Here is a 22,687-nt window from a genome sequence, read left to right as displayed (position 1 = left end):
TCCGGATTTGCAATTCCGGATGGAGAAAATCAAGGGGCTGCGACAGGAGCGGGGCTCGTCTCACTTAAATCCTGAACGCTGTGCCCATTGTTCGACTTCTCCACAGTCCCGGGCGACACAATTCAGAAATACTGGCAGTGTCACCCGCAGGACACGGTACGGAGCCGACTCAGCTCATCCGTTCCGGAGAAGGATATGTTAGCCCGATGGCATCGGGCACGCAGCAAAAACATCCGGGTATCCCCCGCTAAAAAGGCGACCGACGGCTGCGCGAACCCGGAACGCACGGAAAGAAAAAGCCCGGCGCGGTGGCCGGGCTCTCCCTCTCGCGGACTGTCCGTCGAGAATTATGCTTCGTCTTCGTCGAGGCCGTCGGCTTCCGGATCGAAGAAATCTTCCGGACGCAGTGCGTCTTCGTCAACACCGTAGATCGCGTCGACCGAGGTGAGTTCTTCGCCCTTGGCCTGACGCTCTGCCTCTTCGGCAGAACGGGCAACGTTCAGCTCGATGTTGATTTCGACTTCGGCATGCAGCTGCAGCTCGACCTTGTGCAGGCCGATCGCCTTGATCGGCGTGTTGAGGTGAACCTGGTTGCGGCCGATGTTGAAGCCTTCCGCGGCGAGAACTTCGATAACGTCGCGGGCAGCGACCGAGCCGTAAAGCTGGCCGGTTTCGCCGGCGGAGCGTACGACGATGAAGGACTTGCCGTCGAGAACGTCGGCGACCTTCTGGGCTTCCGACTTGCGCTCGAGGTTACGGGCTTCGAGCGTCGCGCGCTCGGATTCGAAGCGAGCCTTGTTGGCGGCATTGGCGCGCAGCGCCTTGCCGAGCGGCAGCAGGTAGTTGCGGGCAAAGCCGTCGCGAACCTTTACGGTTTCGCCCATCTGGCCGAGCTTGGAGATGCGTTCGAGAAGGATGACTTCCATTTTCTTGTTCCTTTCTTGTGTCTCAGATTTTCGTGTCGGATTGTTTGGAGGTATCGGCATCTTTCGCCGGGGTGAGCGCGATCGCCTTGCGCGTATCGCTGAGACCCAGGACGAGGATGAGGAGAGCTGGCAGCAGCACGAGCATCGAAGCCAGGTAGCAGAGGATGAGGGCCGGTATGCGCCAGTCCTTTCCACGTGTGCGGAAATGCAGCGAGGCGAAGCCGGAGAGCATGAAACCGGCGCCGAAGGTGCCGATCACGGTCGCGCCGACGAGCGCTGGAACGCCGCCGAAGAAGCAGGCAGCAAGCCCGGCCAGAAAGATGAAGATCGAATTGCGGTTCATGCGCAGCGACGAAGGAATATCCTCGCGCGGCCGAAGGCCCCGGCCGGATGCGGCGACGATGCGCACGGCGAAATAATAGGCGGCAAACAGCATGCTGACCCACATGCCGCCCTGCACGGCCGGCAGCATCAGCAGGATAAGCGATTTGGTCTGCGCGGTTGCCGCCGGATCGGGCATGAATTCCGGCTGCTGCTGTTTGACCGAGGTGATCAGCAGATCGACGATCGGATCGGTGATATCAGGCCCATAGCCGATCATCACGCCGATGACGATGACGGCAAGCGTCACCAGTCCGCACAGATGCAGCAGGATATCGGAGAGCGGATACCAGGCAAGCAGATGGTCGGGGCCGCCGAGTTCGGAGGCGGGACGCGCGAGATTGGCGAGATGGCTCAGCCAGCCGGCCGGCAGCAGCGTCACCAGCGTCATGATGAGCGCGAAAGACGGGGAGATGAGGACCGCACCAAGCGCCGCTCCCGTGACGACGGCCGAAATCGCGGCGGCATTGCCCCAGCCAAGCCCGACGATCAGGATCGGCAGCGCCGAGGCCGTGTAGAGCAGCGCGCTGAAAAACGACGGCTGCATGCTCGCGCCCAACACCAGCAGGGCGGCGGTCAATCCGGCGAGTGCGCCGATCAGCAGCGTTTTAAGATCCGGTCGTTTCAAGGTCGCTGTCCTGCTTCATCAAGCAGTTAGAGGCTGTTGCTGAATCGAATTCAGAAACGTCTCAACATGGGTTTTAAGAATTCCGATCCGCGCCCATCGCGAAAGGGAGAAGGGAAGGCACGAATGCCTACCCTTAAATGTCATCACATCGGCCGATCAGGCGACGACGTAAGGCAACAGGCCGAGGAAACGCGCGCGCTTGATCGCCTGGGCGAGTTCGCGCTGCTTCTTCTGGGAAACGGCCGTGATGCGGGACGGAACGATCTTGCCGCGCTCGGAAATGTAGCGCTGCAGCAGACGTACGTCCTTGTAGTCGATCCGCGGTGCGTTTGCGCCGGAGAACGGGCAGGTCTTGCGGCGGCGATGGAACGGACGACGGACCGGTGCGGAGGAAGCTTCAGACATTCTTATATCTCCTTATGCACGGTCTTCGCGGGGAGCGCGGTCCGGACGCGGGCCACGCTGGAAATCGCCGTCGCGGCGCGGCGGACGGTCGCCGAATTCGCGACGCGGGCCACGATCGCCACCTTCGCGCGGGCCGCGATCGTCGCGGTCGCGCTTCTGCAGCATGGCAGACGGGCCTTCTTCGTGCTTTTCGACGGCGATGGTCATGTAGCGAAGAACGTCTTCGCTGATGCGCATCTGACGTTCCATTTCCTGGATCGCTGCTGCCGGTGCATCGATGTCCATCAGGGCGTAGTGTGCCTTGCGGTTCTTCTTGATGCGATAGGTGAGGGACTTGAGGCCCCAGTTTTCGATGCGCCCGACCTTGCCGCCGTTAGCTTCGATCACACCCTTGTACTGTTCTACGAGGGCATCGACCTGCTGAGCGGAAATATCCTGCCGGGCAAGGAATACATGTTCATAAAGAGCCATGACAGCTTTGCCTTTCTTGCGTTTGGTTCAACCCGATATTCGGCGGCTAAGCCTCAACGACTGCTCCTGATTGGGCGGGCCCAGGCAAGAAAAGCGTTTCCGAGACGGTCGAGAGCGGAGACACGGGAGGCTGGAACGCTTCCGTTCCGAACGATTTCCAAGCGGAAACCGGCCCTCCGTTCAGCCACCAGCCAGAAGACCGGGTTAACGAACAGCGCGGCTTATACGGATTTTTGCGCGAAACGCAAGGGACAGTCAGCATTGTTCTCGCGGCGAGTTCAACAAAGGTAGTCCTGCTTTGCGTAAACCGTCGACGAAATGGTCGTAGTGGTTGGTGGCGACATAGGGTGTCAGAAACTTCCAGTAGTGTTCGAGGTCCGTCGGTGCGTGTGCTAGAATTTCCGGTATTAGCCGCCGCGCTTCGTCGTGGCGATCGAGCTGTCCTAGACTCGCGAGGAGCACGAGTCGGTTGAAATAAGCACGGCGGAGCGACAGTCCGCGTTCGGAATAGTGAGTAGCCTCCTCGTAGTTGCTGAGATGGTAATGGGACAACGCTAGTCGGTCGAAAAAGAGATAGGTAAAGGGGTCATGCGGACTAAGCCGCAGGGCCATGTGCAGCGGGTCGCAGGCTTCGGCGAAATGGCCGGCGAAAATGCGAGCCCATCCGAGCGCCATGTGCGCGAGTGCAAAATTGGGGTTGAGATCGATCGCCTGCTGGGACGCCTCGACCGCGGCTGGAGCGTTATGAGCCGCAAAATGGCCGAGGCACATAACATAATGAGAGTAGGGATCGCGCGGGTCGAGCGCGACAGCACGTTCTGCCTCGAGGCGAAGTTCAGTACTGTCCCTGTCGACGTCGTCGCTGAAGCCGCGGAGACAGCGGGCGTAGAGCGAGCGGGCCAACATCATGTGGGCGCGCGCAAAGCTGGGATCGAGTTCGATGGCTCGCCGATGCCAGATGATGGCCTCGCTGAAATGCTCGGCCGTATCCTGTGCGTTATGCAGCCAGGTGCCGCGCATGTGGCTCTCGTAGGCATCGAGGTTGTCCGTGGTTCGCAGCAACGCACGGCGGCTTTCGCCGATAAGGATTTCAGGCTCGATGGCACCGACGACGTTTTGGGTAAGTTCGTCCTGAATGGCGAAGATATCGGCGATTTCACGGTCGTAGCGTTGTGCCCAGAGGTGCACGCCGCTTTCCGCCTCGATCAGCTGGCCTGTGACGCGAATACGCATCCCGACCCTGCGCACGCTGCCTTCTACGATATAGCGCACGCCGAGATCGCGCCCGATTTGCTTCACATCAACCGCGCGTCCCTTAAACACAAAGGACGAGTTCTGAGCGATGACGAAAAACCAGCGATAAAGCGAGAGCGCCGTGATGATGTCTTCGGTCAAGCCATCGGCGAAGAACTCCTGCTCCGGGTCATCGGACATGTTGACGAAGGGTAATACGGCGATCGAGGGTTTGTCAGGCAGTCTGAGTGGTCCGCCGAGCACCCCCGCTTCAACAGGGTCCTCGCGGCTCCAGTCAACCCGATGCACGGGCACCGGGCGGGGAATGTTTTTCAGTGTGCGATCGCCCATCGACACGAGCGGAAAGTCCAGCTTGCCCTCGATCTGCTCCCGCAAAGCACCGGAAACACAGATACCTGAAGGCAGCGCCACTTCTTGAAGGCGGGCGGCGACGTTCACGCCGTCGCCAAGCAAGTTATCTCCGGAGACGACGACATCGCCGAGGTTGAGCCCAAGGCGGAACTCCATGCGTCGATCCACAGGCAGGTCCGCATTTCGGCGATGGAGGGCGCGCTGGATCGCGACGGCTGCACGGACGCCTTGCACTGCGCTGTGGAATTCGGCGACCATGCTATCTCCGGCGCTGCCGAAAATCCGCCCGCCATGCTCGCGCACCAGATCACCGATGGTGGCGCCATAGACACTGAGTGTCGCAAGGGCGTCTTCCTCGTTGGCTGCAACAAGGCGACTGTAACCGGCAACGTCGCCGGCAAGTATCACTGCGAGCTTTCGTTCCACGGGGTGAGCGCTCCTGCGGCGCTGCCGGCACTATATAAATCTAGCTGAAATGCCGAGAACGGAGAAGCGAAATCGCCTCCGGAGCTTGACCTCGTCGTTGCAGTGCGTGGTGCGAGGGCCAGGCGATGTACGCTCCGCCGGGAGCGGATCCGACCACGAATGGCCGCATCGATTGTGGGATGTCCGTTTGCCTCACATCGGCATCGGGTACTGGCGGTGAACCTTTTCGATTTCAGCCAAAACCTCGATCGACAGCTTGAGATTGACGGAACTCAGGTCAGTATCGAGCTGCTCCATCGACGTCGCGCCGATGATGACCGACGTCATGAAGGGCCTTGATCGGCAGAAGGCAAGCGCCATGGCTGTCGGATTGAGGCCGTACCGGGCTGCGAGCGCCACATAGGCCTTGGTCGCCGGCTCCTGCAGCGGCTGCAACCGGCCGCCGATATCGGGGTTGATCGACGCGCGCGAACCCTTCGGTCTCAGACCATCGACATATTTGCCGGTCAGGATACCGCCGGCGAGCGGCGAATAGGCAAGCAGCCCGACATCCTCGTGATGCGAGAGTTCGGCGAGATCGAGGTCGAAATGGCGGTAGAGCAGATTGTACTCGTTCTGTACGCTGGCGACGCGCGGTAGACCCTTCTGTTCTGAGAGCGTCAGATATTTCTGGATGCCCCAGGTGGTTTCGTTCGAAAGGCCGATCGCGCGAATCTTGCCTTCCTTCACCAGCGCGCCCAGTGTTTCCAGGATCTCGACCATATTGGCGACAGCCTTGTCTCGATCTTGGGTGAAGGGATTGTAGCTCCAGTTCTGACGGAAGTGGAAATGGCCGCGGTTCGGCCAGTGGATCTGGTAGAGGTCGACGTAATCCGTCCTCAGCCGTTTCAGGCTGGCCTCGAGCGCCTGGCGGATGTTCTTTGCATCCGCGCCTTCGCCGCCGCGCAGATAATCGCGGCCGCGGCCGGCGACCTTGGTCGCAAGCACGATATTTCGACGCTTGCCCGATTTGCTGAACCAGCTGCCGATATAGTCTTCGGTCCAGCCCTGTGTTTCGGGCGAAACCGGTGTGGTTGGGTAGAGTTCGGCGGTATCGAAGAAATTCACGCCCTTCTCGACGGCGTAGTCCATCTGCGCATGAGCGTCGGCTTCGCTGTTCTGCGAGCCCCAAGTCATGGTGCCGAGGCAGATTTCTGAGACGGAAATGTCGGTTCGGCCTAGGGAATTGTACTTCATGGAAAAACCTTGGGAGAGAGAGGGAAGCCTTGGAAGGGTCTGGGCAAATCTAGGCCGGATTTGACGGAGCGCAAGAGCAAAATCCGGGCTTTTGCGCGGGCGCGAAAGGCTTTGCGGAGAATGGCGCGCCACTTGACTCTGCCGGAAAGAATGTCAATTGGAGGCAAAACAGCCTTGAGGGGCACAGTCAGGGACATGAACATGACCATCGCTTTCACTTTTCCCGGCCAGGGCAGCCAGGCCGTCGGCATGGGCAAGGATCTCGCCGAGAATTTCGCCGAAGCCCGCGCCGTTTTCGAAGAGGTTGACGAGGCACTTGGTGAAAAGCTTTCCGATGTCATGTTCAACGGGCCTGAGGACACGTTGACCTTGACGGCGAACGCCCAGCCGGCGCTGATGGCGGTATCGATCGCCGTCGTCCGTGTTCTGCAGGCCAGGGGGCTGGATCTGAAGTCCAATGTTGCCTACGTCGCCGGCCACTCGCTCGGCGAATATTCGGCACTCTGCGCCGCCGGCACTTTTTCGCTCGCCGATACGGCGCGGCTGCTGCGTATTCGCGGCAATGCCATGCAGACGGCCGTCCCCGTCGGCGTCGGCGCCATGGCCGCGATCATCGGCCTCGAACATGCCGATGTCGTTGCCGCCTGCGAGGAGGCGGCCGCCATCGGCGCCTGCCAGATCGCCAACGACAATGGCGGCGGCCAGATCGTCATCTCGGGCGAGAAGGCAGCTGTCGAAAAGGCCGCCGGGCTTGCGACCGACAAGGGCGCCAAGCGCGCCATCCTGCTGCCGGTCTCCGCTCCCTTCCATTCCAAGCTGATGGCGCCTGCGGCCGAGGCCATGCGCGCGGCGCTGGTAACGGTCGCCAAGTCCGATCCGGTCGTGCCGCTGATCGCCAATGTCCGCGCCGCGCCGGTGACCGGCGCCGACGAGATCGCCAGCCTCCTGGTCGAGCAGGTGACCGGCCAGGTCCGCTGGCGCGAGACGGTGGAATGGTTCGCCGCAAACGGCGTCACGACGCTTTACGAGCTCGGTTCCGGCAAAGTGCTGACCGGCCTTGCCCGCCGCATCGACAAGACAATCAACGGCGTCTCGGTCAATGGTCCCTCGGATATCGACACGACCGTCGCCGCCCTCATGGCCTGATTGATATCTCCAGATATAAGGAACCTTTCCATGTTCGATCTTTCCGGCCGCAAGGCTCTCGTCACCGGCGCATCGGGCGGTATCGGCGAGGAAATCGCTCGCCTTCTTCATAAGCAGGGCGCCATCGTCGGTCTGCACGGCACCCGTGTCGAGAAGCTGGAAGCGCTGGCGGCCGAGCTCGGCGAGCGCGTGAAGATCTTCCCGGCCAACTTGTCGGACCGTGACGAGGTGAAGGCGCTCGGCCAGAAGGCCGAGGCCGAGCTCGAAGGTGTCGATATCCTCGTCAACAATGCCGGCATCACGAAGGACGGCCTGTTCGTGCGCATGAGCGACGAGGACTGGGATGCGGTTATCGAGATCAATCTGACGGCGACCTTCCGCCTGACGCGCGAGTTGACGCATCCGATGATGCGCCGCCGCTATGGCCGTATCATCAACATCACCTCCGTCGTCGGCGTCACCGGCAATCCGGGCCAGGCCAATTACTGCGCCTCCAAGGCTGGCATGATCGGTTTCACCAAGTCCTTGGCGCAGGAAATTGCCACCCGTAACGTGACGGTCAACTGCGTCGCGCCCGGCTTCATCGAAAGCGCCATGACCGGCAAGCTGAACGACAAGCAGAAGGAAGCGATTATGGGGGCGATCCCGATGAAGCGCATGGGCACCGGCGGCGAGGTCGCTTCGGCTGTTGCCTACCTTGCATCCTCCGAAGCCGCCTACATGACAGGCCAGACGCTGCACGTAAACGGCGGCATGGCGATGATCTGAAACGACAAACTGTTGGCACGGGGATATTTCCCGCAATAGCATGTTGAGCAATCACGAAGCGTTGATTTTCTGGCTTTGCGGCAGGCTTAAACCATGTTAAGCGGGCCAATGACTGTGAACAGTCGTCCCGAGAAAGCAGACGGACCGGCGGGCTTTTCGCAAGCCTGGGACATCTCTGAAGCCGGGTGAACGAGTTTGCCGAGGATGTCTGAAAACATCGCAGGCTGAAACAGGGTAGGGATGCCGCAACGGCATTCCGATCAGGACATAAGGTCGAGGAAACCGACATGAGCGATATCGCAGAACGCGTAAAGAAAATTGTTATTGATCATCTTGGCGTTGATGCCGACAAGGTCGTCGAGAGCGCCAGCTTTATCGACGATCTGGGCGCTGACTCGCTCGACACGGTCGAACTTGTCATGGCATTCGAAGAAGAATTCGGCGTCGAAATTCCTGACGACGCAGCCGACTCGATCCTGACGGTCGGTGATGCAGTGAAGTTTATTGAGAAGGCCCAGGCCTGATCCTATATATTTGAGAAAGGGCGGGCCTGGAGTCCGCCCTTTTCTTTTCGGCATATTTCTCCATAGAACATAAGAGACGGGGGAAAGCACGCGATGAGACGTGTCGTCATCACCGGTACCGGCATGGTATCACCCTTGGGATGCGGAACTGAGGTGGCGTGGTCGCGGCTGCTTGCCGGCCAGAACGGCGCTCGTCTTGTAACCGAATTCGAAGTCGACGACCTTCCCGCCAAGATCGCCTGCCGTATCCCGATCGGTGACGGTACCGACGGCACCTTCAGTGCCGATCAGTGGATGGAGCCGAAGGAGCAGCGCAAAGTCGATCCCTTCATCATCTTCGGCATGGCCGCCGCCGATATGGCGCTCGCCGATGCCGGGTGGCATCCCGAAACCGATGAGGATCAGATTGCCACCGGCGTGTTGATCGGCTCCGGCATCGGCGGCATCGAAGGCATCGTCGAGGCGGGTTACACCTTGCGTGACAAGGGCCCGCGCCGCATCTCCCCCTTCTTCATTCCCGGCCGCCTGATCAACCTCGTTTCCGGCCAGGTTTCAATCCGCCACAAGCTGCGCGGACCCAATCATTCGGTCGTCACCGCCTGCTCGACGGGCGCGCATGCGATCGGCGATGCCGCGCGGCTGATCGCGCTTGGTGACGCCGACGTCATGGTCGCCGGCGGCACGGAATCTCCCGTCAGCCGCATTTCGCTGGCGGGATTTGCCGCCTGCAAGGCGCTGTCGACCCAGCACAATGACGAGCCGCAGAAGGCTTCGCGCCCCTATGACCGCGATCGCGACGGCTTCGTCATGGGCGAGGGCGCCGGCATCGTCGTGCTCGAAGAGCTGGAGCATGCCACAGCCCGCGGCGCCAAGATCTACGCCGAGATCGTCGGCTACGGCCTATCGGGTGACGCCTATCACATTACCGCGCCTTCCGAAGACGGCGAGGGTGCCGGCCGCTGCATGGCGATGGCGCTGAAGCGCGCCGGGCTGACGCCGGCCGACATCGATTACATCAACGCCCACGGTACTTCGACCATGGCCGACACGATCGAGCTCGGCGCGGTCGAGCGCCTGGTCGGCAACGCGGCGTCGAAGATCTCCATGTCCTCGACCAAGTCGGCGACGGGACACCTTCTCGGTGCTGCCGGCGCGATCGAGGCGATCTTCGCGACACTTGCCATCCGTGACAATATCGCGCCGCCGACGCTCAATCTCGACAATCCCGAACGCGAAACGGCGATCGATCTTGTTCCGCACAAGGCGCGTGAGCGAGAAATCAATGTGGCGCTGTCCAACTCGTTCGGATTCGGTGGCACAAATGCATCGCTCGTGCTGCGCCGATACGCACAATAAGGGTACCGTCGTAGCAGGCCGGGTGAAAGCACAACGACCGGCAGCGGCTTCGTTGAACGGCGGCAGAACCTGCTTTTGCCGCATTGCTTCGCGAAATAGCGGAATGAGGGCTGAGTTATAGAGGATTGCCGGTGAGCGATACGACGAACCAGAGCAACGACACCCAGGCGCAGAAGGGACCGATCATCCCGAAGTCGCCGAGCGAAGCCCTGCGTCCGGAACGTGTTCCGGAGCCGCCGAAACGCTCCAGGAACGCCCGCAGCCAGATCGTTCTTTTCCTGAACTTCATCATGACGATGACGGTGCTGGTCTGCGTCCTCGCCGTCATCGGCTTCTACTACGCGACCTCGACCTATCAGAGCCCGGGCCCGCTGCAAACCAACACCAATTTCATCGTCCGCAACGGTGCGGGTCTGGCGGAAATCGCCACGAACCTCGAGCGCAACGCGATCATCTCCGACGCCCGTATTTTCCGATATCTGACGGCGACTCATCTTTCCGCCGGCGAGAGCCTGAAGGCCGGCGAATATGAGATCAAGGCGAGAGCCTCCATGAGCGATATCATGGAGCTGCTGAAATCGGGCAAGTCCATCCTCTATTCGGTGTCCTTTCCGGAAGGCCTGACGGTCCGCCAGATGTTCGACCGCATGCTGCAGGATCCGGTCCTGGAGGGCGACCTGCCGGCCGCGTTGCCGGCAGAAGGCAGCCTGCGTCCGGACACCTACAAATTCTCGCGCGGCACCAAGCGCTCGGAAATCATCGAGCAAATGGCGGCTGCGCAGCAGAAGCTCGTCGATCAGATCTGGGATAAGCGCGACGCCTCGCTGCCGCTGCGATCCAAAGTGGAATTCGTGACCCTCGCTTCGATCGTCGAAAAGGAGACCGGTATTCCAGACGAACGTGCCCATGTCGCCTCCGTTTTCCTGAACCGGCTTGGCAAGGGCATGCGTCTGCAGTCGGATCCGACGATCATCTATGGGCTGTTCGGTGGGCAGGGAAAACCAGCCGACCGGCCGATCTACCAGTCGGACCTGAAGCGGGACACGCCTTACAATACCTATGTCATCAAGGGCCTGCCGCCGACGCCGATCGCCAATCCCGGCAAGGATGCGCTGGAAGCCGTTGCCAACCCTTGGAAGACCCAGGATCTCTATTTCGTCGCCGACGGCACCGGCGGCCACGTCTTTGCCGCGACGCTCGAGGAGCACAATGCCAACGTCAAGCGCTGGCGCAAGCTCGAGGCCGACAAGGGTTCGGATCCGAACATCGCCGTCGACGGCCAGCCGGAAGAGCAGCCGGGCGACAACGGCGCGACTGTCGTGCCGCCGAAGAAAAAGAAGATCAATTGACAGTTTTCGGGAGGCTCGGATGGCTTTGCAGTCCATGACCGGTTTTGCGCGGCGCGAGGGAACGAGCGGCCGCTGGCGCTGGGCATGGGAGCTGCGCTCGGTGAATGGCAAGGGTTTCGACCTGCGCCTGCGCCTGCCGCCCGGCCTCGAACGCATGGAGGCGGAGGTCCGCCGCCTTGCCGGCGAAACCTTCAGCCGCGGCAACCTGCAGGCATCCCTATCGGTCACTGCCGACGAGAACCGTTTCGAGGCGGTGCTGAACAAAGAGGCGCTCGCTGCCGTGCTTGCCATGCGCGAGCAACTGGTTGACGTGATCGATCCTGCGCCGTTGAAGCTCGATACCCTGCTTCTCGTGCGCGGCATCGTGGAGTTCCGTGAAGGCGAGGATGGCGAGGAGGCGCTTGCCGCCCGTGACGCAGAAATTATTGCCGGCCTGCTCGCCGCGCTTGCCGATCTCAAGGCAATGCGCGCACAGGAAGGGGCGGCGCTCTCCCGCATCCTTCTCGATCACGTCGCGACGATCGAGGGTCTGACCCGGACGATCGAGATGGATTCCTCACGTTCGCCGGCTGAGATCGCGGCTAGGCTTGCGGCACAGGTCGCCTTGCTGATGGACGGCATGGCCGCCCTCGACCGTGACCGGCTGCACGCCGAGGCCGCTTTATTGGCGACGAAGGCGGATCTGCGCGAAGAAATCGATCGCCTGAAGGCACATATCGCCGCCGCGCGCGATCTCCTGGAGAAAGGCGGGCCTGCCGGGCGCCGGCTGGACTTCCTTGCACAGGAATTTAACCGAGAATCGAATACCATCTGCTCCAAGTCGAATGCCTCGGCGGTCACTGCCGCCGGCATCGAACTGAAAGTCGTGATCGACCAGTTCCGCGAGCAGGTCCAGAATTTGGAGTAGGACATGAAACCGGCGAAATCCTCGCCCGTACAGATCGCCCGTCGCGGTCTGATGCTTGTAATTTCGTCGCCATCCGGCGCCGGCAAGTCCACAATTGCGCGCACGCTTCTGGAGACCGACAAGCATATCGGCCTCTCCGTCAGCGTCACCACGCGCCAACGCCGCCCGAGCGAGGTCGAAGGCGTGCATTACCATTTCAAAAGCGTGCGCGAGTTCGAGCGGTTGCGCGATAGCGACGCACTGCTCGAATGGGCCGAAGTGCATGGCAATTTCTACGGTACGCCGCGCGAGCCGGTCGAGCAGGCCATGGCCGAAGGTCGCGATATGCTCTTCGATATCGATTGGCAGGGCGCCCAGCAGTTACAGGAGAAGATGTCGGCCGACGTCGTCTCGATCTTCGTGCTGCCGCCGACCATGACGGAGCTCCAGTCGCGACTGCATCGCCGTGCCGAGGATTCCGAGGCGGTCATTCAGACGCGTCTGGCCAACAGCCGCGCCGAGATTGCCCACTGGCGCGAATATGATTATGTCATCGTCAATGACGATCTCAACACCGCCTTCGACGCCGTCCAGTCGATCGTCAAGGCCGAACGCCTGCGCCGTGACCGCCGCCACGGCATGTTCGATTTCGTCCGCGAATTGCTGGAAGAGACGCCGTCGCTCTAGCGAGCCGATTGCGCGAGTTCGTGTCCTGATGCGGCGCTCGCCGGTGACAGCCAGGTCGACACTGGAATTCGCTGACATCAGGTTTGAGACAGCATCGCGCCAGGTCACCTACCACGGCATTGAAATGGCGCGCTCGCTACCTCGGAAAATTCGCTGGGCGCGCCTGCCCCCTCAGAAGGGATAGTGCTGGGCAGAATCCTCCACCGTGATCCAGCGTAGGTCGGTGAATTCGGCAATCGCTGCCTTGCCGCCGAAGCGGCCGTAGCCGCTGCCCTTGACGCCGCCGAAGGGCATTTGCGCTTCATCGTGCAGCGTCGGGCCGTTGATGTGGCAGATACCGGATTCGATGCGGGCTGCAACCGCCATCGCCCGCTGGATGTTGCGGCTGAAGACGGCGGATGACAGGCCGTATTCTGTGTCGTTGGCGATGCGGATTGCTTCCTCCTCGCCGGCGACGCGAATGATCGGCTTGACCGGGCCGAAGGATTCCTCCGCATAGACGCGCATGTCGGGGGTGACGTGATCGAGCAGCGTCGCCTCGACCACGGTGCCGGAGCGCTTGCCGCCGGCCACGAGTTTTGCGCCCTTGGCGGTGGCATCGGTGATCAGCTCCTCCATTTTCCTGGCGACGTCGAGGCTGATCAGTGAACCGAGAACGACATGGCCGCGCGGGTCGCCGGCCGGCAGCTGGCTGGCGCGGGCGACCAGTTTGGCGACGAACTGATCGGCGATCGCCGTGTCGACGATGATCCGCTCTGTCGACATGCAGATCTGGCCCTGATGCATGAAGGCGCCGAAGATCGCGGCATTGACGGCGCCGTCGATATCGGCGTCGTCGAGAATGACCAGCGGCGCCTTGCCGCCGAGCTCGAGCAAGGCGGGCTTGAGATATTTGCCGCAGGTCTCGGCAATGATCCTGCCGACCTTGGTCGAGCCGGTGAAGTTGACGCGCCTGACGGCCGGATGGGCGATCAGTGCGTTGACGATCTCAGGCGCATCCTCCGGCGCATTGGTCAGAACATTGATGACGCCGGCCGGCAGGCCGGCTTCGGTCAGCGCCGTGGCGATCAGCCGGTGCGTGCCCGGGCATTGTTCGGATGCCTTGAGGATGACGGTGTTGCCGCAGGCGATCGGCATGGCGATGGCGCGGGTGGCGAGGATGACGGGCGCATTCCACGGCGCGATTGCGAGGCACACGCCGGCCGCCTGGCGAACGCCCATGGAAAGCGATCCGGGTTTGTCGGACGGGATGATTTCGCCTGAAATTTGCGTCGTCATGGCGCCCGCCTCGCGCAGAATGTTGGCGGCGAGCATGACGTTGAAGCCGGCCCAGGGCGCGGTGGCGCCGGTTTCCTCGATCATCAGCCGGGTAAATTCGGCCGCTTTCGAATCCATGATGTCGGCGGCCTTCATCAGGATGGCGCGGCGCTGGCCGGGCCCGGTCTTCGACCAGGCGCCGAAGGCGGCGGAAGCGGCGTCGACGGCCGCAGCGACATCCTCGAGGCTCGCGGCGGCCGCGCGGCTCGCAAGCTTTTCGGTGAAGGGGTCGATCCGGTCATAGGTCCGGCCGCTGGTGGCGGCCCGGTCGGCGCCGTTTATGAGCAGGGAAATATTCATCGTGTGTCTCCTTGAGAAAGAACTAGAAGCCGAGAACCTCGGCATTGATCGATGCTTCGAGGCCGCCGTCGGCGGCAAGATTGGCGCCATTGATCCAGCGTCCGCCATCCGAGCAGAGGAAGAGCACGGCGGGCGCGATATCGGCTGATGTGCCGGCGCGGCCGACGCGGGTGATGTCGCTGTCGACCCTGGCGTCGCCGAGCACGGCGCGGAACTGCTTGAGGATCGGCGTTTCCACCGGCCCGGGGCTCACCGCATTGACGCGGATGCCGCGGTTCTTGAACAGGGGCTGGTGGGCGGCGCGCATGGTCCAGAGCAGCAGCAGCTCCTTGGAGAGCGGATAACCCTGCTCGTCCTTGAGGCCATGTTCGGCGGCAACGGCCGCCACATCTGGAAAGCCTTCGATCGAGGTCAGCGATTTGGCCCGCTCGAGATTGGCGCGCCAGCCGTAACCGGCGATCGAGGCGACGTTGACGATGGCGCCGCCTTCGCGCAGGCGGGGTGCCACGGCTTCCGACAGGGCGCGCAGCCCGTAGAAATTGACGGCGAGCGTCGAGACGACGCCGGTATTGCCGGAAAGGCCGGCGACATTGGCGAGCGCATCGAGACGCGACGGCAGCTGCGCGACAATCTCGGCAACGCCCGATGGCGTGGAGAGATCGCCTTTGATGAAGGCGGCACTTGCATTTGCCGGTTCGCGCACATCGACGCCGATGACCTCGGCGCCCATCTGGCCGGCCAGTTCCGCCGTCCGGGCGCCGATGCCGGAGGCGACGCCGGTCACCAGGATTGTTTTACCAAAAAGCATGGATTTCACCTTTCGCAAGAAAACGGGAAGCAGGTAGGTTCATTCTTCCCATTTGATTTTCGTCGGCCCGGGCAGTTTCAGCCGGTAGCCGACGGGCAGAAGCTGGAAATCGAAGCGGCGCTCGACTTCGCCCCAAAGGCCGCGCGGCAGATAGAGCGAGAAGATCAGCGCGGTGGCGCCAAGCCCGATCAGATACCAGACGCCGGCGCTGCCGAAGAAAGTCTCGATGACGAAGAACAGGATGGCGCCGAGGATCGCGCCCTCGAACCTGCCGATCCCGCCGACCAGCACCATGAAGATCATGTAGGCCGTCCACTGGACGCTGAAATAGGTTTTCGGCTGGAAGGTCGTGGCGGTCGCCAGCCACAAGCCGCCGGCGATGGCGATGCCGAAGGCGGCGAGTACGAAGAGCAGCCGCTTGGTGGCGGTCACCCGCACGCCGACCGAGGCCGCCGCCTCCTCATTGTCGCGGGTCGCCTGCATCGCCGCACCCGCGCGGCTGCGCATCAGCATGAAGAGCGCGCCGAGCAAGGCAGCCATGGACGTGAGGGCAAGCCAATAGATCGCCGCCCGCCGCGTGCCGCTGTCATAGACGTTGAGCGAAATCAGCGAGGTTCCCGTTTCCCCCTGGATCAGCCGGTCGAGATTGACGAGCAGATGCGCGAGTTCGGCCACGACCCACATGCCGATCGCAAACTCGCCGCCCTTCAGCCGCAGCATGAACAGCGAAAGCGGGATCGACAGCGCGCCGATCACGATCGCCGCGGCAAAGACCGAGACGAAGGGATCGAGCCCCGCATCGGCGAGCCGAATGGTGAAATAGGCGCCGAGGCCGAAAAACACCTGCTGGCCGACCGAGACCAGCCCGCCGAAACCGGCAAGCGCATTCCACATGGCGGCCAGGATCACATAGATGAACAGGGCGGTCATCCGGTCGATCGCACCGGCACCAAGCACGGCGGGGGCGAGGATCAGCAGCGCAAACACCGCGGCCATGGAGCCAAGCGCCACCCGCGACGAGGTCGTCCAGCGCTCGATCGATATTCCGTTGGCGACGAATGTCATGTCGGGCTCCGATGGCGTGCGCGAGGGTTGAGGAGGGCGCGGGGTTTCAGAAGCGCTGCGATCTTGTCGAGAACCAGCGGGCGGGAGCGGGACAGCCGGATGAAAAGCACCAGCAGGAACACGGCATGGCCGCCGATCAGGAAGCCCTGGGGATGCAATTGCGCGCCGAGCGATTGGGCAAGGCCGAGGACGATGCCGCCGGCAAGCGTGCCCCAGAGCGATCCCGCTCCGCCGATGACCGCGGCCTCGAAGGCAAAGAGCAGCTGCGGGCCGCCGGCATAGGGACTGAAGGTCGCCCGCATGCCGAGAAAGGCGCCGGCGATGCCGATCGTGACCATGGTAATGGCGGTGGCGACCGCATTCACCCTGCGCGCATCGATGCCGACGAGCCCTGCCGTATCGGGATCTTCGGCGGTGGCGCGAATGGCGCGGCCGAGCGCAAAGCGGCCGAGGAAGAACTGCAGCCCGCCGAGAATGAGGATCGCCGTAACCATCATCATCACGGCAAGCTCGCCGACGAAGATGTGGCCGGGCAGCTGCCAGGATGCGTAGGAGAGATTACCGATGAAGGGCGCGAGCGAGCGTGTGTCGGCGCCGAACTGTTCGAACAGCAGATTGTCGATGACGATCGACAGGCCGAAGGTCGTGAGAATCGGCAGCAGCGCGCCGCCGCGGGCGCTGCGTTCGAGGATGAAGCGCTGCAGCAGCCAACCGATCACCGCCATGACGGGCAGCACGATCAGCAGGCCGGCAAAAGGCGGGATGCCGGCTTTGGCGGCGAGCAGCCACAGCCCGTAGGCGGCGGCGACCGCCAGGCTGCCATGGGCGAGATTGATGATCCGCATGACGGAGAACATGAAGGACAGGCCGCAGGCGATGACGGCGTAATAACCGCCGAGCAGGAGGCCCTGGATCAGGGTGTTGATCATGATGCGCTCCTTTCGCCGGCTGTCCGGTGCAGTCCGAAATAGGCCTTGGTGACTTCGTCGCGGGTGACGGCGGCTGCCGGCCTGTCGAGCACGATGCGGCCTTCCAGCATGCAGATGACCCGGCCGGCGACCCTCATGGCGCGGCCAAGATCCTGCTCGACCAGCACGATCGTTGTTCCCGAAGTCAGGAGCGCCTGCAGCTGGGTATAGACGCGGTCGACGACGAGAGGCGAAAGCCCTAGCGAGACCTCGTCCAAGAGAAGAATATCGGGATTGCTCATCAGCGCCCGGCCGATGGCGGTCGCCTGCTGCTCCCCGCCGGAGAGGTGCCCGGTCTTGGCGTGCCGGCGGGGTTTCAGGTTCGGAAAAGCGTCGAGCACACGGTCGATGTTCCACTCGCCCTTGCGCCCGCAGCTCTTGCCGAGAAGCAGGTTCTCTTCGACGGTCATCTGCGCAAACAGGCGCCGGCCTTCCGGGACCAGGGCGATGCCCTTGGCGATCCGCTTGTGGGAGGGGACTGCAGCCAGGTCTTCATCGCCGAGAAGAACGCGGCCGGCGGCGGGCAGGTGGGCGCCGGCGATCGATCTCAGCAGCGTCGTCTTGCCGGCGCCATTGGCGCCGACCAGCGCCAGCACCTCGCCCTTGGCCAGGTCGAAACTGACCCCGCGCACCGCCTGCAGCAGGCCGTGGCGGACGTCGAGATTGTCGATGGAAAGCAGGCTCATGCGGGCGCCCCTCCAAGATAGGCCTTGACCACTTCCGCATCGCTCATGACAGTCTTCGGTTCGCCGTCGGCGATGATCCGGCCGGCATCCATGCAGATCAGCCGTTCCGCCACCTGCAGCAGGATATGGACGATATGCTCGATCCAGACGATGCCGATGCCGCGGCGGCGCAATTCCAGGATGGTTTCGACGAGTTCGCTCGCCTCGCCATCGGTCAGGCCGCCGCCGATCTCGTCGAGCAACAGCAGCCTCGGCTGCGTGGCGAGCGCACGGGCAAGCTCCAGGCGTTTGCGGTCGAGCAGGCCGAGCGTGTCGGCGGAACGGTTAGCCACGCCGAGCATGCCGCAGAGCGACAGCGAATCCACCACACGCTCATAGGCCTCGTCCCGGCTTGCCGCATTGCCGTGCGAGGCGGCGACGAAGACATTTTCGAAGGTGGTCATGCCGCCAAAGGGCTTGGGAATCTGATGCGTCCGCACGAGCCCGGAACGGCAGCGCTCCGCCGCCGTCCGGTTGGTGACGTCGGCGCCGTCGAAGACGACGGTTCCCGCACTCGGCGGGGAGGCGCCGGCGAGCACGCTGAGCAACGTCGTCTTGCCCGCGCCGTTCGGCCCGACGATGCCGACCGCCTCGCCGTCGCCCACGGAGAAATCCAGGTTCTCCAGCACGACAAGCGCGCCGAACCGCTTGTGGATCCCCTTGGCCGAGAGAAAAGCTTCCCCCGGCCGTCTTTGCGCTTCTTGCCTCTGCACTGCTGTTATCCGTTGTAGGCGGTCAGCTTGGCGCCGACCGGGACATTGGGATCGGTGGCGTTTTCGGTGACGACGTAGTCGAGCGCGAATTTCGAGCCCTCCGGCGCCTTCACCCACTGCGTACCGATGATCGGCCCGGGAGAAACATTGGCGACGGGACCGCTAGTGAAGTCGACCTTGCCGGCGATCGTCGTGGTTTTCAGCGTGGCGAGCGCCTTGGCGACCGCCTCCTTGCTCTTGACGTCGGTGCTCGCCTTCAGCGCATCGAAGCCGGCATCGAGCAGCGCCAGGCTGGCGCCGAGCTGCTGCGTCCACTGCTTGCCGCTGGCCGTTTCATAGCCGTCGGCAAGTTTGGTTCCGGAGACGCCGGTCAGCGTCGATTTGTAAGGGAAGGCCTTGTGCCAGTAGGCGGCGCTGCCGATGTTGAGGCCGAGATCGCCGAGCGCCTCGATGTCGGATGGAAAGAGGCCGGTTTTCGCGACCTGGCAGATCTTGATCTGCTGGGTCAGGCCCTGCTGTGCCGCCTGACGCCAGAAGGCGGCGAAATCGGGCGGGATCGGAAAGGAGTTGAAGATCTCCACACCCTCCTGCCGGAAGAGAGCGATCTGCGCCGAAAAATCGGTGGTTCCGGTTTCATAGGCGCCTGGGTCGACAATGGTGAAGCCCGCCTTGGCAAGTGCCGGAGCCAGATGGGCGCGGATCGCATTGCCGTCGGCATCGTTCGGATACATGACGCCGACCTTCTTGTTGGTCTCGATCAGGCTCCACTGCGAGACATAGGCCTTGTGGAACTCTTCGACGCCGAAGCCGAAATGATAGGTCCATTTGAAGGGCGAGGGCGCGCCGGGCTTGGCGCCGCGGCCGAAATACCAGGCTTCCCAGGGCATGACCGTGGAAAGGCAGGGAATGCCTGCCGCCTCGCAGGCATCGGCCACCGGATTGATGGTTTCGGGCGTCGAGACGGCGAGCATCAGGTCGATCGCCTCATTGTTGATCAGGTCTTTCGCCAGTTGCCCGGCGCGGGAGGGATCTGACTGGGTGTCCTGGTCGAGTATCTCCACCTTCCAGGTCTTGCCGCCCGCCTGCAGGCCGTTCGCCAGCGCCTTGCGCGCCAGTTCCAGCACATAGCCGTCGGTCTCGCCGAAGCCGCCGAGAGGGCCGGTGCGCGGGCTGATGAAGCCGACCTTCAGCGTACCGCCTTGGGCAAAAGCCGTGCGGCCGGAAAGCGCCAGCGCCGCACCGCCTGCGGCAGCCGATGCGATGAAAGAGCGGCGGGTGAGAGTTGCCGCGTTGAGTTTGCCGTTGCGGAAAATGCCGTTCATGAAATCGTTCCTCCTCCTGATGCGGGCCTCCCAGCCCGTTCCCTGTGTTCATCCCGATCTGAAGTCAGATCGGGTAGTGTCGTTTTCCCGATGCCATGGTGATCCATCTGAGCTCGGTGAATTCATCGATTGCGGCCTTGCCGCCGAAGCGGCCGTAGCCGCTTGATTTGACGCCCCCGAACGGCATTTGCGGCTCGTCGGAAACCGTGGCCTCGTTGATGTGGCAGATGCCGGATTCAAGCCGCATGGCAACAGCCATCGCCGCATTGATGTCGGCGCTGAAAACCGCCGCCGAGAGCCCGTATTCATTGTCGTTGGCAACCGTCACCGCCTCGTCGACGCTGCCGACCCGGACGATCGCCGCGACCGGCCCAAAACTTTCCTCGCGGTAGATGCGCATGGCAGGCGTCACGTGATCGATGACGGTCGCATCCATCAGCGTGCCGTTGGGCCGGCCGCCGCAGACGAGCGCCGCGCCCTTCTGCATGGCATCCTCAACGAGCGACTTCACGCGGCGCGCCGCTTCGGCGTTGATCAGCGTGCCGAGCGGCGTATTGCCGTCCCCGGGATGGCCCGCGACGAGGGTCTCGGCCTTCGCCCGGAATTTGCCGACGAAATTATCGGCGATCTCGTCCATCAGGATGATCCGCTCTGTGGACATGCAGATCTGGCCCTGGTTCATGAAGGCGCCGAAGGCGGCGGCACCCACTGCCTCGTCGATATCGGCGTCGGCAAGAACGATGAATGGTGCCTTGCCGCCGAGTTCGAGCAGGCAGCGCTTCAGATGCCGTGCCGCGCTTTCCGCGATGATCCTGCCGACACGGGTGGAGCCGGTGAAGTTGATGCGGCGCACAGCCGGATGGGCGATCAGGGCATCAACGACGGCGGCGGCATCGCTCGGCGCATTGGAGACGACGTTGACGACGCCGCGGGGAAAGCCGGCGTCGCGGAGGATGTCGCCGATCAGGCCGTGGGTCTTCGGGCAGAGTTCGGAGGCTTTCAGGATGACGGTGTTGCCACAGGCAAGCGGCATGGCGACGGCGCGGGTGCCGAGAATAATGGGCGCGTTCCAGGGCGCGATGCCGACGCAGACGCCGGCCGGCTGGCGCACCGCCATGGCAAGGTTTCCGGGAATGCCCGATGGAATGAGTTCACCCGAAATTTGCGTGGTCATCGCCGCCGCCTCGCGGAAAATATCGGCGCCGAGCCGGCAATTGATCGCCGCCCATTGCCTCGTGGCGCCGGTTTCGCCGGTCATGGCGGCAATCAGTTCCGGCGAACGGGCATCGAGAAGTTCGGCGGCGGCGTTGAGCAGTCTGCGCCGTTCGCCCGGGCCGGTCTGCGACCAATCGGGAAAGGCGGCAGCGGCGGCATTGGCAGCCCGCCTCATGTCGGCGACGGATCCTGCCGAAGCGATCGTCGCGACGTCGCCGGTCAGCGGATCGATGCGTTCGAAGGTGGCCCCCTCGGACGCATCCATCGCCTCGTTGTTGATCATCAGCTTTGCCGAAAACACGGTTTCACCCATTCGTCACATGCTGGCGCCAAGTGCTGACGCCTGCATTATTGCCACGGGAAAAGACGAGCGGACGCGACGGCCTAGAGGCCGCTTAAGCGTTCGTGCGTCTGATGAAATGCCTCCTCCCAAAGGCTGATGACGAGAAGGTTACGCCGATCGATGGCGGATGGAATGCGATTTATTGGGTTAATATTGTCATTATCTGGCGATTGCGGCACTATTTGACAGAAGCGGAGGAGCGGCTTTGGCCACGGACGGAGGCATTCATCACTATGCCAGGGGCGAGTGGCACGCGCCGTCGCTGTCGCATCGGCGCATCCGTCTGCAAAAAGGGCTCTATGCCGATTTCCATCATTTCCTGCTTCTCGGCGAAGGCGCCGCCGAGCTTCATTTCGAGAGCGGCGAAGATCGGCCGCTGCACGGGCCGCTGCTTGCCTTCCTACCGCCGCAGGCACGCTGCGATCTGTCGATTGCTGCCGGGAGTGCCGCCCATCTCATCGGCGCCTCGGCGCAGATCATGGTCGACGCGATCGGCGACAAGGTGGAATCCTACTCGCTGCGCCTCCTCATCGAGCAGCGCAAGCTGGTCGAGGCACGGGATCCCTTGCTGGTGGCCGAAATCGGTCCATTGATTTCGGGCTTCGTGCGGGAACTCGGCGATCCCTCCCGGGCCTCCTGGATGGTGGTCTCGGCCTATCTCAGGCTGATCCTGATGACGCTGTGGCGCGGCAGCGACGGCGAAAGAAGTGAGCCGCGTGGGCAGGGCGAAACTGGATCGATCCTGCAGCGCTATCGCCAGCTGGTCGAGGCCGGTTTCCGCCAGCACCGGCCGATCAGCGACTATGCCGCGGAATTGGGCGTCACCGCCGACCGGCTGCATTCGATCTGTCAAAGGACGCTCGGCCGCTCGCCGATCCAGCTTCTGCACGAGCGCGTGGTGCAGGAGGCAAAGCTGAGATTGGAGCGCTCGGCCCGCAACATCCAGGAAATCTCCGACAGCCTCGGCTTCCGCGACCCGACCTATTTCAGCCATTTCTTCAAGCGCAGGACCGGCCTTTCCCCTGCGGGCTACAGAGAGATCGCCCGCGCTTCCGCCGGCTCGGAAAACAGTATGCTCTCCTCGGGTTATGCGGACTGGCCTTAGGTCTGCGCGCAT

At 62.8% G+C, this 22,687-nt stretch carries 22 protein-coding genes; 8 read left to right on the top strand and 14 right to left on the bottom strand.

Features of this window, described 5'->3' with window-relative positions; genetic code table 11:
* Window positions 1–347: 347 nt before the first annotated feature.
* The 6 genes from rplI to HJC04_RS24150 all read right to left on the bottom strand — a co-directional run bounded on the left by rplI (window position 348) and on the right by HJC04_RS24150 (window position 6,078).
* Complete coding sequence (gene rplI / locus HJC04_RS24175; RefSeq protein WP_210628441.1) at window positions 348–926, bottom strand: 50S ribosomal protein L9; 579 nt, start codon at window positions 924–926, stop codon at window positions 348–350.
* A 22-nt stretch (window positions 927–948) separates the two neighbouring features.
* Window positions 949–1,935 carry a DUF2232 domain-containing protein gene (locus HJC04_RS24170; protein WP_221123408.1) on the bottom strand — a complete coding sequence of 329 codons (987 nt, stop codon included), beginning with the start codon at window positions 1,933–1,935 and terminating at the stop codon, window positions 949–951.
* A 156-nt stretch (window positions 1,936–2,091) separates the two neighbouring features.
* Window positions 2,092–2,340: a 30S ribosomal protein S18 gene (rpsR, locus tag HJC04_RS24165; RefSeq protein WP_004680498.1), complete on the bottom strand. Its 249-nt coding sequence runs from the start codon at window positions 2,338–2,340 to the stop codon at window positions 2,092–2,094.
* A gap of 12 nt (window positions 2,341–2,352) precedes the next feature.
* Window positions 2,353–2,811 (bottom strand): 30S ribosomal protein S6, encoded by a 459-nt coding sequence (gene rpsF, locus HJC04_RS24160; protein WP_004680499.1) that lies wholly within the window; start codon window positions 2,809–2,811, stop codon window positions 2,353–2,355.
* A 255-nt stretch (window positions 2,812–3,066) separates the two neighbouring features.
* The gene (locus HJC04_RS24155; protein ID WP_210628439.1) at window positions 3,067–4,842 is read right to left on the bottom strand and encodes an adenylate/guanylate cyclase domain-containing protein; all 1,776 of its coding nucleotides are present in this window, start codon (window positions 4,840–4,842) and stop codon (window positions 3,067–3,069) included.
* Window positions 4,843–5,034: 192 nt separating this feature from the next.
* Window positions 5,035–6,078, bottom strand: a complete 1,044-nt coding sequence (locus HJC04_RS24150) for an aldo/keto reductase (RefSeq protein ID WP_221147314.1) — start codon at window positions 6,076–6,078, stop codon at window positions 5,035–5,037.
* 201 nt (window positions 6,079–6,279) lie between these two features.
* Here HJC04_RS24150 and fabD point away from each other — a divergent pair, with 201 nt between their 5' ends.
* From fabD to gmk, 7 genes are all read left to right on the top strand, one after another.
* Entirely contained in the window at window positions 6,280–7,224 is a 945-nt protein-coding gene (fabD, locus tag HJC04_RS24145) for an ACP S-malonyltransferase (protein ID WP_221147313.1), read from the top strand.
* Between the two features lie 30 nt (window positions 7,225–7,254).
* Window positions 7,255–7,992 (top strand): 3-oxoacyl-[acyl-carrier-protein] reductase, encoded by a 738-nt coding sequence (gene fabG, locus HJC04_RS24140; protein ID WP_210628436.1) that lies wholly within the window; start codon window positions 7,255–7,257, stop codon window positions 7,990–7,992.
* A 287-nt stretch (window positions 7,993–8,279) separates the two neighbouring features.
* Window positions 8,280–8,516 carry an acyl carrier protein gene (locus HJC04_RS24135; RefSeq protein ID WP_003547058.1) on the top strand — a complete coding sequence of 79 codons (237 nt, stop codon included), beginning with the start codon at window positions 8,280–8,282 and terminating at the stop codon, window positions 8,514–8,516.
* 93 nt (window positions 8,517–8,609) lie between these two features.
* Complete coding sequence (fabF, locus tag HJC04_RS24130) at window positions 8,610–9,872, top strand: beta-ketoacyl-ACP synthase II (RefSeq protein WP_210628435.1); 1,263 nt, start codon at window positions 8,610–8,612, stop codon at window positions 9,870–9,872.
* A gap of 131 nt (window positions 9,873–10,003) precedes the next feature.
* Window positions 10,004–11,221: an endolytic transglycosylase MltG gene (gene mltG / locus HJC04_RS24125; RefSeq protein WP_221147312.1), complete on the top strand. Its 1,218-nt coding sequence runs from the start codon at window positions 10,004–10,006 to the stop codon at window positions 11,219–11,221.
* A 19-nt stretch (window positions 11,222–11,240) separates the two neighbouring features.
* On the top strand, window positions 11,241–12,128 hold the full coding sequence (locus tag HJC04_RS24120; protein ID WP_221147311.1) for a YicC/YloC family endoribonuclease: 888 nt from the start codon (window positions 11,241–11,243) through the stop codon (window positions 12,126–12,128).
* A 3-nt stretch (window positions 12,129–12,131) separates the two neighbouring features.
* Window positions 12,132–12,794: a guanylate kinase gene (gene gmk / locus HJC04_RS24115; RefSeq protein ID WP_210628432.1), complete on the top strand. Its 663-nt coding sequence runs from the start codon at window positions 12,132–12,134 to the stop codon at window positions 12,792–12,794.
* Window positions 12,795–12,965: 171 nt separating this feature from the next.
* Here the strand turns inward: gmk and HJC04_RS24110 are convergent, their stop codons facing one another.
* From HJC04_RS24110 to HJC04_RS24075, 8 genes are all read right to left on the bottom strand, one after another.
* On the bottom strand, window positions 12,966–14,411 hold the full coding sequence (locus tag HJC04_RS24110; protein ID WP_210628431.1) for an aldehyde dehydrogenase: 1,446 nt from the start codon (window positions 14,409–14,411) through the stop codon (window positions 12,966–12,968).
* A 22-nt stretch (window positions 14,412–14,433) separates the two neighbouring features.
* The gene (locus tag HJC04_RS24105; protein WP_210628430.1) at window positions 14,434–15,219 is read right to left on the bottom strand and encodes a coniferyl-alcohol dehydrogenase; all 786 of its coding nucleotides are present in this window, start codon (window positions 15,217–15,219) and stop codon (window positions 14,434–14,436) included.
* A 39-nt stretch (window positions 15,220–15,258) separates the two neighbouring features.
* Window positions 15,259–16,284 (bottom strand): branched-chain amino acid ABC transporter permease, encoded by a 1,026-nt coding sequence (locus HJC04_RS24100; protein WP_210628429.1) that lies wholly within the window; start codon window positions 16,282–16,284, stop codon window positions 15,259–15,261.
* Window positions 16,281–17,213 (bottom strand): branched-chain amino acid ABC transporter permease, encoded by a 933-nt coding sequence (locus HJC04_RS24095; protein WP_210628428.1) that lies wholly within the window; start codon window positions 17,211–17,213, stop codon window positions 16,281–16,283. The genes HJC04_RS24100 and HJC04_RS24095 overlap by 4 nt, the downstream gene beginning before the upstream one ends.
* Complete coding sequence (locus HJC04_RS24090) at window positions 17,210–17,938, bottom strand: ABC transporter ATP-binding protein (protein ID WP_210628427.1); 729 nt, start codon at window positions 17,936–17,938, stop codon at window positions 17,210–17,212. The genes HJC04_RS24095 and HJC04_RS24090 overlap by 4 nt, the downstream gene beginning before the upstream one ends.
* Window positions 17,935–18,690 carry an ABC transporter ATP-binding protein gene (locus HJC04_RS24085; protein WP_221147310.1) on the bottom strand — a complete coding sequence of 252 codons (756 nt, stop codon included), beginning with the start codon at window positions 18,688–18,690 and terminating at the stop codon, window positions 17,935–17,937. Before HJC04_RS24085 ends, HJC04_RS24090 begins: the two co-directional genes overlap by 4 nt.
* 5 nt (window positions 18,691–18,695) lie before the next feature.
* Window positions 18,696–20,012 carry an ABC transporter substrate-binding protein gene (locus HJC04_RS24080; protein ID WP_210628425.1) on the bottom strand — a complete coding sequence of 439 codons (1,317 nt, stop codon included), beginning with the start codon at window positions 20,010–20,012 and terminating at the stop codon, window positions 18,696–18,698.
* Between the two features lie 64 nt (window positions 20,013–20,076).
* Window positions 20,077–21,540, bottom strand: a complete 1,464-nt coding sequence (locus HJC04_RS24075; protein ID WP_210628424.1) for an aldehyde dehydrogenase — start codon at window positions 21,538–21,540, stop codon at window positions 20,077–20,079.
* Window positions 21,541–21,775: 235 nt separating this feature from the next.
* Here HJC04_RS24075 and HJC04_RS24070 point away from each other — a divergent pair, with 235 nt between their 5' ends.
* Window positions 21,776–22,675, top strand: a complete 900-nt coding sequence (locus HJC04_RS24070; RefSeq protein ID WP_221147309.1) for an AraC family transcriptional regulator — start codon at window positions 21,776–21,778, stop codon at window positions 22,673–22,675.
* Window positions 22,676–22,687 lie beyond the last annotated feature (12 nt).

Origin of the sequence: Rhizobium sp. NLR8a (assembly GCF_019685235.1) — a bacterium.
Lineage (GTDB): Bacteria > Pseudomonadota > Alphaproteobacteria > Rhizobiales > Rhizobiaceae > Rhizobium.
The sequence above is the reverse complement of the archived record's forward strand: the minus strand, read 5'-3'. Positions and strand labels throughout refer to the sequence as shown.